Origin of the sequence: Prolixibacter bellariivorans ATCC BAA-1284, from assembly GCF_000621705.1 — a bacterium.
GTDB lineage: Bacteria > Bacteroidota > Bacteroidia > Bacteroidales > Prolixibacteraceae > Prolixibacter > Prolixibacter bellariivorans.
In genome coordinates, this window is the sequence record NZ_JHXO01000014.1 from 66,012 (window position 1) to 81,911 (window position 15,900).

5 protein-coding genes are annotated in these 15,900 nt (G+C 44.0%); all 5 read right to left on the reverse strand.

What is annotated here, in order from left to right; translation table 11 throughout:
- Positions 1-4 precede the first annotated feature (4 nt).
- Positions 5-3,214 carry a SusC/RagA family TonB-linked outer membrane protein gene (locus tag T426_RS0118610; protein ID WP_025865737.1) on the reverse strand — a complete coding sequence of 1,070 codons (3,210 nt, stop codon included), beginning with the start codon at positions 3,212-3,214 and terminating at the stop codon, positions 5-7.
- 616 nt (positions 3,215-3,830) lie between these two features.
- Positions 3,831-7,853, reverse strand: a complete 4,023-nt coding sequence (locus tag T426_RS0118625; protein WP_211253575.1) for a hybrid sensor histidine kinase/response regulator — start codon at positions 7,851-7,853, stop codon at positions 3,831-3,833.
- A 185-nt stretch (positions 7,854-8,038) separates the two neighbouring features.
- Entirely contained in the window at positions 8,039-10,903 is a 2,865-nt protein-coding gene (locus tag T426_RS0118630) for a TIM-barrel domain-containing protein (RefSeq protein ID WP_027586107.1), read from the reverse strand.
- Between the two features lie 305 nt (positions 10,904-11,208).
- Positions 11,209-13,419 (reverse strand): beta-glucosidase family protein, encoded by a 2,211-nt coding sequence (locus T426_RS0118635; protein WP_025866290.1) that lies wholly within the window; start codon positions 13,417-13,419, stop codon positions 11,209-11,211.
- Positions 13,420-13,776: 357 nt separating this feature from the next.
- A complete protein-coding gene (locus T426_RS0118640; protein ID WP_025866292.1) occupies positions 13,777-15,873 on the reverse strand; it encodes a beta-galactosidase in 2,097 nt (698 codons plus the stop codon).
- Between the last annotated feature and the right edge of the window lie 27 nt (positions 15,874-15,900).

Sequence of the window (15,900 nt, forward strand, 5' to 3'; positions counted from 1 at the left end):
TTTTTTATTTCGACAAGGTGATGTTTAAGCCAAATGTAAACCTCCGGGCCTGAGGATAGTACCCGTTATCAATACCCGCATTAATCGGGTCCCAGGAACCAACTTCAGGGTCCATACCGGAATAGTTTGTGATAATAAAGGCATTGGTTACGTTTGCATAAACCCGCAAAGAATTGATGTGGATCCGTTTCAGCAGGTCCCTGGAGAAATTATACCCCAATGAAATGCTTTTGCACCTTACAAAAGACCCGTCTTCTATAAATTTATCGGAGAACCTCATGTTATCATTTGTATTGTCATTCCGAACTCCCGGGATATCCGTGTCGGGATTGGTAACAATGACATTGTAGGGATCAGTATCCGAACCCTCAGGATCAATCAATTCAAGTTTGGCATAATTGCTTAACGTACGGAAATAGCCATAACTTGATCGCGGATTTTCAGCAGTAACGCGCAATTGATTAAATACCTTATTACCGATACTGGCACTGAGAAACATGTTTAAGTCGAAGTTTTTGTAGGTAAACGTATTGTTGAATCCCAGTTGCACTTTCGGAATTGGCGAACCTAGATACGTTTGATCGTTCTCATCAATTATTCCGTCACCATTCAAATCTTTAAACTTGAGGTCGCCATACCAAATACTTCCGGAGGCATTTGCAAATGGCAGTATTTCGCCATTTTTCGATGGCCTGGCGTGGGGCTTAATGCCCTTTTCTTCATCGCCGTAAACATCAACGGCAGATGCAAATACGCCGCCATCAACAACGTACCCGTAAAAATCGCCAATGGACCTTCCAACCACCGTCTTACTGAATTGGCCCATGATCGGCGCACCGTCAGCATTAAGTTTTAACACTTTATTGATGTTACGCGATACGGTCAGGTCTGTCTTCCAGGTGAAGTTCTTTCCCTTGATATTGGTGGAACTGATCCTAAAATCAAATCCTTTGTTTTCCATAGAACCCACGTTTACCCATGGTGCGTCCAATGCTCCGGGACTCCAGCCAATAGCAGTTCCGGAGTACATGGGCAGCGACGTTTGCATGGCCAGCCCATCCGTTTTTTTCAGATAAAAATCGACTGAAAAATTCAATCGCCAGTTAAAGAAGGCTCCGTCAAGCCCAATGTTGGAACTTTCGGTTTGTTCCCACTCCAGATCGGGGTTCGCAATGTTTTGGGTAAGTTGCGATACCGTGCTCACACCGGTCGGCACCGTGGCCAGCGTTGACGTGTAAACGTAATTACGTCCGGCCTGCCTGTTGGTCAACCCGTAACCCAGGCGCAGCTTCAGTTCGTTAACATTGTTCGAACCTTTCAAAAAGTTCTCATTATTGATTTTCCACGCCAGCGCGCCGGAGTATGACAAAATCCAGCGTTTATCTTTGGCATACATCGAAGCCCCATCCTCGCGAATGTTTCCGGTAAGTAGGTATTTATCGTTAATCCCCAAATTCAACCGGCCAAAAACCGATTCTTTAGAACTATGGAATTTTGCTCCCCCGTTTGTTGCGGTTGTAGGATCGCCCCCATCAATAACCTGCACATTGTTGGACGGGTAATTTTTACGGGAGGCTTTTAACGTTTGCGATTTATCCAAAGAAGCTTCATGCCCGGCCATTGCCTTTACACTGTATTTTTCGGCAAACAGATGGGAGTAGGTGAGGTAATTCTTTAACGAGGTATATACGCCCTCACTAAAGTCAGAAGAACCCTCGCTTATAAGTCTTTCCAGGTTCCCCATCTTGTAGGATGGCTGAAAGATATCCTGTGTGGCTATGGTGAAATTACCGGCAGCTTCATTGCGCAGCACCAGGCCCTTGGCAAAGGTAATTTCGGCGTAGAGGTTGCTAAAAACCTGTTTCCGGTTGACCTCATCTTTATTAATTAACGCGATTGCGTAAGGGTTTACTTTTTGAGAGACCCAACCAACAGTGCTGGTAGAGCCTCCCCAACTGCCATCGTTGTTCTGTACGGGAATATCAGGGGTTTGCTCCAGCGCTGCCCGAACTACGCTACTTACGGTGCTATTGATATTCTCATCGATATTTACCATTTGAAGGCTGGAGCCTATTTTTAACCAGTCCGTCGTTTTATTGTCCAGGTTTAAACGGAACGAAATCCGATCAAACTTCGAGCCCAACGCAATCCCTTCCTCGCTCTGGTAAGACCCCGACAGCAAATACTGGGTCCGCTTATTACCTCCGCTCATGGTAAGCGTGTGTTTTGATGTAGGGGCGTTTCGGAACATGACGTCCTGCCAGTCGGTGCCTTCGCCCAGATATTTAGGATTAGCCAGCTCAGGCCGTTCGTCAAACCCCCAGCCAATACCGGCATTCCGTGCATTGACAAAGGTGGCAAATTCCCGCAGGTTCATCACCGGAAGTTTTTTTGTCAACTGTTGGGTACCGGCAGAAAATTCGTAGGTAATTTTAGGAGGGGCTATCCGGCCTCTTTTGGTTGTGATAATAATAACACCATCGGTACCTTTTGATCCATAAATGGCTGTGGCGGACGCGTCTTTCAACACGTCAACCGATTCAATATCCGAAGGATTTATCCCGGCCAGGGGGTTTGTACCGGTTCTATAAGAGTCTCCCGGGGAAGCAATTCCCTGCAGTTCCACCCCATCCAGCACGTACAAGGGGCCTGAACTGCTAAAGCCGGTTATCCCGCGAATTTGCACGGATACCCCGCCCCCGGGTTGTCCAGACGCCTGCGTTACCACCATCCCCGGAATCCTTCCCTGGAGGGATTGCTCAATGGTTACCGGCTGCGTCCTGGTGATTTCATCGGCGCTAACAGATGATATCGCGCCGGTAACATCCTTTCGTTTTACCGAACCGTAGCCAACAGCAACCACTTCATCCAGTCCGATAGCCTCTTCTTCCATTGTAACATCTATTTTCCTTCTTCCATCGACCTTAATTTCGGTCCTTTTCATCCCCACGAAGGAAAAAACGAGAACACCATCTCTGGGAACATCTCCCAATGAATATTTTCCATTAGCATCAGTGATTGTTCCTCGATCTGTGCCTTTTATTATAATGCTAACACCAGGCAAAAACTCTCTATCGCGCTGAGATTTTACCACCCCGGAAATTGCAATGTTTTGTCCGAAGGTAGGAACGCCCCATATTACCACTAATAAAATGACATAAAGACTCCTAATTATAGCCCCACGCCATATTAAAAAACTATACGTTTTTTTCATAAAACATAGATTTAGATTATTAAAATTAGCTTTTAGTCAGCTCGAAATCAGCCGACAAATTAAATCCAACAACATCCACAGAGGGGTCGCCATGTATTTTATGAGGGATGGTGATGTGTTATTTGAAAAATCACAGAAAAAAAGAGACAGATCGTTAAAAAAACAACCTGTCTCCCAGACAAATAACAAATTATAATCGTTTAAAGAGCATCATAATAGTCTTTAGCAACATAGTTCCAGTTTTCCCAAAGAACACCACTATCAACGACGAGAATAAGCTGTAGCGTATTTTCAGTCAGGCTTCCGATCATCATTTTTGCGATCCAGTCGTCAACACGGGCTCCTTGGCGCCTGTTACCCCGTGAATCAAAACATGTGCGCCAAGCACCTGTAATTGTTCATCATTCGGGAACAACATAAACGTGCCGGTTGCCTGTTCTCCCGAAACCATAATCATGGAACTGACCGATCATGAAATTGACCGCCCCGTTTGCCTCGGCTACATCCGTACCATCAGGATTGGCCAGAGGAGTGTACTTTTTATTGACATAACCGGTATACTCGCGTTGATCAGATTTATTGGTATGCCATGTGTTTAATAAAGAACATCTATGTCTTATTCGGGATTATTTAATTTGCGCAAATAGTCGGAAGGAGAAAGACCAAATTCATTTTTGAAGTTAACAGAGAATCTTTTAGGGGAGTTGAAACCGACTGAGTAGGCAATTTCGGCTATATGTAGCTGACTTTTCTCCAAAAGCTGGCGCCCACGTTTTAAACGAATTGTACGGATAAACTCAGCGGGCCCTTTACCTGTAATGCTCATTAATTTTTTATACAAGTGTCCCCTGGTAAGGCCAACGGCAGCACTAAGAGCCTCAACAGAAAATTCTACATCCTCAATGTGTTCTTCCACAACCTTAATTGCCTTATCAATTAACTGTTCATCTAGTGGAGTTATCGTGATTTCACCAGGAGAGACATCCATTTTCTGGCTGAAGGAGAGGTGACTTTTTTTAGTCCATTCCATAAATTTTCGGATGCGCAGTTTTAGCACATTGAAATTAAATGGTTTGGTCAGGTAATCATCCGCGCCCAACTTCAGACCTTCTATTTGATATTCTTCGGCAGTACGGGCAGTGAGCAAGATAACCGGAATATGCGACCATTGTACGTTTGTTTTTATTCGATTGCAGAGCTCCGTTCCGCTCATAACAGGCATCATCACATCGCTTATAACAATGGAAACGTCATTCTTTTCCAGCATCTCTAGTGCTTCTTGTCCATTAAAGGCAACTAACACGGTGTAATCATCCGAGAGGTTATCTGCCATAAACTCGCATAAGTCTTTGTTATCATCAACAAAAAGCAATACCGGATTGGTTGGATGATTTTGGTCGTCATACTCTTCTATTAATTCTTCTGCTGGCTCTTTTTCGGAATCCAATTCTTCAATTATACCGTCGGCTTCTAAAATTGGAAGCTTAAAAGTAAACACAGTACCTTGAGAGTCATTATCCATGACTTCAATAGTTCCTTTATGCATTTGAACGTACTCTTGTACAATATGTAAGCCAATTCCACTACCGGTTTCATCCTGTTGTTTTTGTGAAGCCTGAAAAAATCGTTCAAAGACATGTTTCTTCTCCGAATCGTTGATACCTTGTCCGGAATCAGAGATACTAACGCATACTTGATCTTCCTCCCGGAAAACATGGGTACTAACACGTCCTCCATCCGGTGTGTATTTGAATGCATTGGAAAGTAAGTTGAATAATATCTTTTTAACTTTGTCCCGATCGAATTGCATTGATTGTTTTTCAATTTCACTGGAAAAAGAAAAGTCCATTTTACGGTCAATCGCGTAAGCATTGAAAGGAACACAGATTTCGTTAACAAAATTAACGAAATCGCCCACCTGCAGGTGCAAAGTTTCAGCTCCAACATCTAATTTGCGAAAATCCAATAATGTATTAATCAATTGCAGTAGTTGCTCCGCATTTTTATTTATTGTATTTAGCTTCCTTCGCAAACCATCCTCAACCTTACCACTCAATATCGTTTGCAAAGGTGTAAGAATAAGCGTAAGTGGAGTTCGCAAATCATGACTGATATTGGTGAAAAATCTTAATTTCATTTCGTTCAGGTATTCCTTCTGTTCCCGCTCCAGCAACACCTTTTGTCGTTCCAGCTTTGTCCGATGCCGCTTTCGGATTCGATAAAAAATAAAAACAATCAGCCCAATTACCAATAGCGTGTATATTGATATTGCCCAACCGGAAAAATAGAATGGAGGCGTAACCGTAATATCCAAAATAGTGGCTTCCGTATTCCACACACCATCACTATTACAGGCTTTGATAAAAAGCTTATAGTCACCAGGAAATAATGAAGAAAATGCAACTTTATTTTCTCTAGTCGTAATCCATTGATCATTAAAGCCTTCCAATTTATAAGCATATTTTACCCTATCAGCGTTAAGTAAATCTCCGGTAGTAAACTGAAATGCGATTATCTTATCTTTGTAACTAAAAGTCAATGAAGAGGTTTGCTCCATAGAGTGATTCAACAACTTTTTGCCATTGTACAGTGAATCTACCTCGATAACATTGTTTTCCACGCTCAATCCTGTGAAGATTACCTTGGCAGGAAGTTGGTTCTTTTCAGTCAATTTATTTGGATTTACAATCGTATACCCTTCGGTCCCGCCTAAAAGAATATCTCCATTGCTGAGTTTACAAATAGAATGATTGTTAAAATAGTTTGTTATAAGCCCATCCTTAGTGGAAAAGTTCCTGCTCGAAATTTTCAACACGCCTTGAGCATCACGCTCGACAGAAAGAACTGATAATCCGTTGCTTGTTGTAACCCACATTTTTCCATGTCCATCCTCAACAATACCTCGAACAATGTTATTACACAAGCCGTTTTTTTGATCAAAGTTATAAAGTGTGTCTTTCTTCAAATCCCACAATGTCAATCCTTTCGGGTGTCCTAGCCAAATAACGTCTCTATTGTCTTTAAACACGGTTGTTATCAACATTTGCTTGTATGTCTGAGTCCACCGGTAATTTCCCATATAAGTAATGAGTTTACCGGAAGTAATATCAACAACATCGAGCCCATAAGTAGTCCCAACGTACAACTTGTCCCCACCATCGTAGTACATATCCAAAGCATAGCTCATGTTTTTGGGAGCCATGATGAGCGAATCCAGATTCGCACCGTCTCCACGAAAACACAGTACTCCCCCCCCAAGGGTCCCGATCCACAAATTCCCAAACCGATCTTTCTTCAAACCCCAAATATCATTGGAGGTCAGCAGACTGTTTTCCTTGGTAAAATGTTTAATTTTTCCGTTTTCGTAGCAAAACAGACCGTTTAGGTAGGTTCCAATCCAAACACGTCCCTTCCGATCCTCCACCAACGAGACAATGGCATTGTTCTGCATGGGAATTTTTTCCATTTGGCTTTTGAGGGCATCTTGTTTCATATACAATCCATTTCCATCAGTTCCCAGCCAGACACGGCCCTTCCGGTCTTGCATAATCACACTGACATCCTTGCAATCCGTATTGGCAACGTTAGTGAACTTGTGAAAGCTATCATGATAATACGAAATCCCCTTTTTGTTGTGTCCCATCCAAATCACCCCATTGTCATCCCGGAACAAACACGTTACATTGTTCGATGCTATAGAGGAATTTACCTCTTCATGCAGTAAATTGGTTAATTTACCGTTGACTGTGTTATAAATAAACAATCCAGCATGGTCCGTACCTATCCAAATATTTCCGTTATCATCATCCAGTATATCCAGCACAATATTATTTTGAACTTTCAAAGAAGAATTCAGAACTAATTCTTTCCAATCCGAATGAAGATCTTTCCGATAATAAACATGGTTAGTCTTGCCGGAATAGAGCCAGACCCCACTATGACTATCTACATATATTTTGTTGTACATGGCAAGAACTTCCGGTTTAATAAAGTCCTTTAAATCCACTAAAACCTGGGTACCTGTATATTTGTCCAATTGCAAAAGCCTCCCCGATTTCAGGATGCCATACAAATAATGCCCATCGTCGCTAAACTCCGTGGTGACGATCTCATCAATCCAGGCTTTTATCCCGAAAACTTTCAGTTTCTTTTTACGGGTATTATAAAAAAACGCCTTTTGCTCACTTAGCACCCACAGGTCTTTCTTTTTGTCTACATAGATTTTGTAATTGCGATCGACCTGGATGCCTAATTTTTGAAGCAGGTTCGGAATATCAGTGACAAAATAATCCTTATCCCTTTTGTAAACCGCATAGCTGTATCCGCTATTTATCCAGATATTTCCAAGACCATCTTCCTGTAAACCCAAAATATTGTCTGTCAGCAACGAGTTAGGCGACTCCGGGGTCATGGTATACACTTTAAATCCGTATCCGTCGTAACGGTTTAACCCGGATTCTGTTCCGATCCAAAGAAAGCCCAAACTATCCTGTAAAATGGCTTGAACATTGCTGTTGGAAAGTCCGTTTTCGGTTGTTAAGTGATGAAATATATACGAAGGTTGCCCTATTCCCTGAAACGAAACAGAAAAAGTTAAGATCAGCAGACACAATAGTTTTTTAATACGTCTTATTCCCATCGTCATTATATTGCAGGAAAAACATTTCAAGATATGAACAATAAGTTTTAATGGCCATGATTGATAGGTTATTTTCATTTACGGTTGGCGTTTACCAAATCATATTAAAGTGTTACAATAAATATCGAGAACACAATTATTTGCTTTATGCCGTACCTTTATAAAGAAGGATGCAACTTCTATTTCTACACATGGATTGTCAGTTTGTGTCCGTCATAATGTACCTGCTGTCCCTGCGCATCCGGATCAAAACCTTTGGGGGCTGCTTTGCTTACAGGCACTATCACAAATGTCCGCTCCTTCAGCATCCCCTTGAACTGCCCTTTTCGTTCGCCAATGGTCAGGGTTTCGTCTGCATCATTGTAGCTGAACGGGATATTGGAATAGGCACCTTTTTCGTAATCATAATTTACCCCTTCATCTTCGTAAAGCGTGAAATGGCCGTCTTTCCCACGATAGACGTACAACACGATTGGATCTACAGGTTTTTCGCCGGTATATTGGATCTCTGGCCCCACCGGAATGATAGCCCCTTCGTGTACAAACAATGGCATGCGATTATAGGGAGCATCCACAGTTAAAGACTGACCTCCCTGAATCAATTTTCCCGTATAGAAATTGTACCAATCGGTGCCTTTGGGAAAATAAACCTTACGACTGCGTGCCTGGTAGGTGTAGACCGGACAAACCATAAATGCCGGACCAAACATATATTGGTCGCCTACATTCTCAACCTTTTTGTCACCCGGAAAATCCATCACCAGTGGGCGCATGATGGTGTAATCATCGAACCAGGTCATTCCGGCCAGGGTATAGATGTAGGGCATCAACCGGTAACGCAATTGGGTGTAATACAAAATAGAATTGTAGGTAGGAGTGCCTTTCGGAGCGATGTTCCAGGGTTCACGATAAGGGTATTGCCCGTGTGCCCGGTATAAAGGAGCAAAAGCCCCGAACTGGTACCAACGGGTGTTCAGCTCCCGCCACTCTTTGTAATCAGCATCTACTTTGCCTGTCCGGTTATACACCATCTGACCTTTGACATACCGGTCTTCAACGCAAAAACCACCGATGTCCATTGTCCAATACGGAATACCACTGATGGAGAAATTCATTCCGGCTGCAATCTGTGCTTTCATATCTTCCCAACGGGTAGCGATATCACCACTCCAGGTGGCCGTGGAGTAATGTTGCAATCCGGCAAAGCCAGAACGGGTTAACAGGAAAACACGTTTGTTGGGAGCTACCCCTCGTTGCCCGTTATAAATTGCTTCTGCATTCATCAAAGCATATGCATTGAAATACTCTGCTGAAGGGCCTAAAGCGGTAGGTCCGCATAAAGCCTTTCGGTATTCCATATCAGTACAGTCGAGTACATTAGGCTCGCTGGCATCCATCCACCAGGCATCAATCCCCAACGGATACAAATTGTCATACATCTGTTTCCAGAACAACTTACGCGCGCCGGCCGAATAAGCATCATAAAATGAACCAACATAACCAGGCCCAACCCAGTCACGAATGCTATCTTTTACAGCCTGCATATACATCCAACCATGCTGCTCGAACTCCTTAAAATGCTTGGTGTTCGCATAAAACTTCGGCCATACGGAGATCATCATATGAGCATGCATCGCATGAATAGAGTCGACCATCGCTTTCGGATCAGGAAAACGGTTCTTATCAAATTGATGGCTTCCCCATTTGGTTTCCGGCCAGTAAAACCAGTCAAGTACGATGTTGTCGATTGGAAAGTTAAGGGTCCTGAATTCTTTCAGGGTACTGAGTATCTGGTTTTGCGTTTTATATCTCTCGCGACTTTGCCAGAAACCCATGGCCCATTTCGGCATGATCTGCGACTTCCCGGTCAGTGTGCGGTAGCCTTTGATGATTTCGTCCATGGATTTGCCATATACAAAATAGTAATCCATTTTCTTATTCATTTCACTCCACCAGACCTGGCTGTTCTGCTCTTCCTCTGGTTGAGGAGTCTGGACACGCAAACCACAGTAAGACTTTCCACCATTCGGTTTCCATTCAACACGTAAAGGCACCCTTTGTCCAGCTTCGAGGTTGAAAGTAAATTTGTAGCTATTGGGGTTCCATGCCGTTCTCCAACGTTCGGGAACCACCAACTCATTGTTAATATAAACCTTTATATATCCTGCATAATACAATATGAAGCGATAAGTTCCGCTTTCAGATGCCTCAATCTCTCCTTCATAGGTCACATTAGCGTCTTTTAAAGGGAAATTTTCCGGTAAGTTTTTTATCGTTTTAATATCTTCAAAACAAAGCGAATCTTCTGCGCGAACCAATTGTTTCAAGTCTCCGGTCCAACGCTGATATGTACCGGTCAGGCTACCACCTTCACCTTTTTTATCATACAAATTAAAGACCCTGTTCAATTGTTTATATTCCCGGCTGTCACCAAAACGGCTCAACGAATAGCTGTCCCACAAAAGACCGTAATTCTTATTGGAAACAACAAATGGCACGGAGACTTTTGTATTGTATTGAAACAGTTCTTCACTTTTCCCTTTATAGTTGAACTCATCCGATTGGTGCTGTCCCAGCCCGTAAAAAGCTTCATCAGCAGGTGAATCAAACAGTTGGCGGATGGTGTAGCCTTTTGTTCCGTCAACATCAATCGGGGTAAAGGTCCTGCCTCCACCCTTCTTTTCAGCTAAAATCAGCTTACCTGTCTTATCCTTAAATTTGATTCCCCCATCTGCTTTGGAAATCATGACATTTAACTTTGCTGTACTTAACCGGATAGAATCCCCCTCATTGTCCACCGCAAAAGGCACGGTTTTTAAGCCCGGAACAACAATTAAACTTGAATCTTTGGGGAAATCTCCATCTGGTGTTGCTGAAACGTGGATCAACTCATCACCCAGAACTTGCAAGCGAAGCTTACTGGCTTCTGCCTTATTTTCTTGCCTTAAATTTAAAATGACACCATCATCTGTCAACTGGTATTTCGGCTGAGTGCATGCAGCAAATAACAACCCGGCAAGTAGACAGAGGTGTATCCGTTTATTTTTCATTCAACTGGTTAGGTTTAAATAGAGTTATTTAGGATACCAAAATCACAAAAAGCATCGGCTTTAGAGGGTTATTATGTATCAAAGAGAGTGTGCTTATGTCGTAAATGGCAACACACATCGACTATTAACCATTTTTGCACCCCGAATGAACACCGGAATTCCTCTTTCATTTATGATAGCATATCCTCGTTATGGGCTATTCAAACTCATTATACTCACCCGTTTTTAATTACAGGCTGCAGATCGTCTGGTGTCCGCTACAAAAACAGGTTCATTTTGCAGATCCAAACACGACTCGATTTGGTCTATAGGACTTTCACATTCATAGTACCTTTTATATCACGGGATGAATTTCCCAGCAAAAGTGTATAGCTTCCAGGCTCCACATCCCAGCCGTTTTCCTTTTCGTTGTAATAAGCAAAACTGCTTACCGGAACTTTCAGCGTTACCAACCGGCTTTCTCCGGCTTTGAGAAACACTTTTTTGAATGCCTTCAACTCTTTGGCTGCACGAGTCACTTCAGATTTGGGCTTGCTTACATAAAGCTGGGCTGTTTCTGCCCCATCCACTTTTCCGGAATTGGTCAATGTAAACGACACTATTACTGTTCCGTCGGTTTTCACATCAGTTCTGTCAACAGACGGTTTCGACCAGGTGAAGGTCGAATAGCTCAGTCCGTACCCAAAAGGAAAAAGCGGTTCAAGCTTTTTGGTATCCAACCAACGATAACCGACCAGGATATCTTCTTTATAATAAACATTGACACTGTCTCCCGGATAACAAAGTTTATCGAACGAGTGGGCGCCAATATCTTCCAGTTTTTTCGGGAACGAGACAGGGAGTTTGCCCGAAGGGTTCACATCTCCTGAAATAATATCAGCCAAAGCATTTCCTGCTTCCGAACCAAGGTACCATCCCTGTACAATGGCCGGAACCTTGTCTACCCACGGCATAGCCACCGCATTTCCGCTAAGCAGAACAACGGCTGTGTTCTTATTTACTTTAAGAAGCTCTTCAATCAATTTATCCTGTCCGAAAGGGAGGCTGAGCGACTTACGGTCGCCACTTTCACAGTCCTGAAAGTAGTTTTTGTTGAGGCCACCCACAAAAAGCACTACATCGGCATTGCGGGCAACTTCGATAGCTGCATTCACCAGTGAATCGGCATTTAGCTTCGAAGGTTCTGCCCGTCCGTAGAGTGATGGCCCGGATGCGTAGCCCATGCTGTACACAATGTTGGCTTCGCCGTATTTGTCTTTCAACCCTTGCAAAGGCGACTCTTCATATGCCACTTTTAGCGAAGTGGAACCGCCACCCACAACCAGACTGCGGGAAGCATTTTCGCCGATAACCGCAATTTTTTTGTATTTACCGACGGCTATGGGAAGGAACTGATTGTCATTTTTCAAAAGCACGATTCCCTCGCGGGCGATCCTACTTGCTGCCTGGCTGTGTTCGGGCGATACAAATTTCCCGAACGGACGGTTGGCACTCATGGTGGTTCGGAAAATCATCCGCAGGATGCGACGCGCTTTATCATCAAGCACTGTCCTATCATACTTCCCTGATTTAATCCCCTCCAGAAAGGGATTGGCCAGGTAATAGCTTGAAAACGGGAAATGTCCTTGTGTTGTTAAACCATTGGTATAGGTCCCCATTTCAATATCAAGACCATTGTTGACTGCCTCGTCAGTGCTGTGAACACCGCCCCAGTCGCTAATCACCACGCCATCGAACTGCCAGTCATTCTTCAGTATTTTATTCAGTAAAAAGTCACTGTGACAGCAATGCTCGCCCCGCACTTTGTTGTATGCTCCCATAATCGACCAGACTTTCCCCTCTTGCACAGCCGCTTTAAAAGCCGGAAGATAAATTTCGTGCAGGGCGCGGTCGCTCAAATTTACATTGATTTCGCCCCGGCAGATTTCCTGGTTGTTCAATGCAAAATGTTTGACACAAGCTGCAACACCATTTGATTGAACTCCTTTAACGTAGGGCACCACCATTTGCGAAGCCAGGTACGGGTCCTCACCCAGGTATTCGAAATTCCGTCCGTTCAGGGGCGTGCGGTAAATGTTTACCCCCGGTCCGAGTAATACCGTTTTGTTGCGGTACCGGGCTTCTTCGCCAATTGACTTACCATACAACATAGCCATTTCCGGGTTGAAAGTCGCAGCCAAAGCGGTGAGGGCCGGAAACGCAGTACACGAGTCATTGGTCCATCCTGCCCCGCCCCATTCGTCCCATATTTTTTCATCGCTCACGCCATGAGAACCATCGGATGACCAAACTTCCGGTATCCCGAGGCGGGCAACCCCTTTTGAACTAAATTTTGACTGCGCATGGCACAAGGCCACTTTTTCATCGGTAGTCATCAACGAAAGTGCATTCTCCACTCGCTCTTCTATCGGCTTGGTGCGATCCAGATAAACCGGTATTTTCGGTTGTGCGGTGACCACTGACAAGACACCCATTACGATTGAAAAAAGAAATGTCAGTACTATTCTTAGTTTCATAAGCTATTTTTATTAGGTTGATATTCCATATTCTCACCTTTCCTTCATGAGGAAAGACAAAGGCTAATGCATTTATCAAAAATGTTTAAACTGGCGTTGATTTTTAGAAAATCCCCAGACGGGAGGCTGGTTTTCCATTCAATCAGGAGCATCTGAAATAGGATGTAAATCGACAACTTCTCCAACTCAGGAAAACCTAAGTCAAAAATAGTCACCCACGAAGCGAATAAGGGACTTTCATGTTTCTCTATAGGTGCGATCAAGTATTTTTTTACGATTTTATCCCACTATCAAACGCAAATACGCCGCAAACTGGTTCTTTCAACTTACGGCGTATTACGATAATTAATCTTGTTTTTATTTGCTCCAAACCAACACCTCCGCTGGTTTCAACGTTTTTTCACCCACCCGAATTTTCGCATTTTCCGGTACATTCATGGTATAATTTTCAGACGAATAATTGACCGCAATGGAAAATCCATCGCGCCAGTAAACGTAAACACCCTCCGGATAATCTTCGGTAGTCGCTCCGGCGTTGGTATAGACATTCCGTAAAACGTCCTTTTCAAGTTTTGAATCGTCTGTATCCACGCCTATGTATGTTACAGTACCCTTGCCAACAGCGTGTTGTACCACCGCGGCCTTGCCTTTGTAAAACTGGTTGTCATACGTTGCAAGCACCTTAGTGTTTTTTTCAGGAGCAAGCAAATCGGCCCAGTTGTTCCAGTTATAGTGTGTCGCGTTCATCAGGATATCGCCTTTCCCGTTGCCTGAAAGCATGTCGGTGGCTTTGACATGTGCCCCAATAAGTTCTGAAATGGGCGCAGCCCACTCGCCTTCCCAGAAATGCCCTTCGCGTTTTTTGGTTGCTGTCCGGCAGGTAATTATCAAGTGTCCACCATTCGACGCGTACGCTGTCCATTTTTTCACCAAAGCAGAATCAACCATCCCGTAGGCCGGCACAATCAGAAATTTGTATTTCGAGAAGTTAGTCGTTTCAGGAATAACATCAACAGGCGCACCAAAGGACTTAGCGATGTCCATAAACTTAACCGGATAATTCCAGGCATTCCATTGATAGGTTTGTTTCTGCCGGTTGATAGACCAGTAATTTTCCAGGTTCCAGAGAATAGCCGTTGACCGCGCCGCCAATTTTTCAGGCATTTTGGCACCCGGCTTATAGTCCTTCCGAAGTTCTTTTATTTCTTTCATGAATTGCATGTACTCTTTGCCCCCTTCCGAAGGAGTAACCCCATCGGTCTGAATCACCCCCGAATGGTACTGCTCCGAGCTGTATAAAATCTGGCGAAAGCGGTAGGAACAGGCCAGTTTTCCACCTGCTGCAAATGAATGATACAACCACATGCGCACCGTCCCCGGCAGAAGGAGCGGATTGAAACTTCCCCAGTTTACAGGGCCGGGTTGAATTTCCATCACTCCCGATACACCACCAACCGACTTATAATACTCGGAAGCAAATAGAATTGGTTTTGGGTCCCCCAACCGAAATCCCAAATCGCCAATGTTATCGGAACCACCGTTTGGATAAGCTGTGTAGGTCGCAAAATCCAGATTTTTAGTGCGCCGCGGATCGGAACCCGTACATATCGCCGTGTAATTGGTCGTGATGTATTGGTTTTCAGAAATGTGTTCGCGCAAAACACCAGCCTGAAGATCGAGGAAGTCCGCCTCAGCATCTGCTAAATACCGCTTAAAGTCGAGCAGCGCATGAGGATTGTTTCCCCACCAGCCAACCAGACTGGTATTCGGGATGATGACCTGGTCGAAACTATTGAACCACTGGCTCCAGAAAGCAGCTCCCCAGGCTGTGTTCAAGGCATCAATCGTTTTGTATTTGTTTTTCAACCATTGCCTGAATGCCTTTTGAGATGATGGACTGTAATCGGCAATTGCAGGTGGCTCGTTATCAATTTGCCATCCGGTCACAATTTTGTTCTGCCCGTAGCGTTCAGCCATTTCAGCGACAATTTTCTGGACAAACCCGCGGTATTTGGGATTCGTGATCGAACCGAGCCCACGCGTACCGTTTTCTCCCCGAATGTAATTACTGTACATGATATAAGTCTCGGGATAGTTCACACGCATCCATGCCGGAGGCGTAGCCGAAGGCGTGCACATCACCACCTTCAGGTGATATTTGGCGCAAAGGTCCACCACCTCGTCGAGCCACGAAAAATCATAGTTCCCTTCTGTCGGCTCCATTTTAAACCAGGCAAATTCGGCCAGATGCACGAATTCGTAACCCATGTCCGAAATCTTTTTGATATCGCGCTCCCACTGGCTTTCGTCCCAATGTTCAGGATAATAATAAACACCGGTGGTAATCAGGTCTTTTTCAGGGAAAAACCGGTTAGCATTCTGGGCTTTCAGCGATAACGAGCAACCCGCTATCAACGCAAGCGACAGTATTACCACTTCTCTTATCTTTTTCATATACATTTCGTTTCGACTATAATCCGT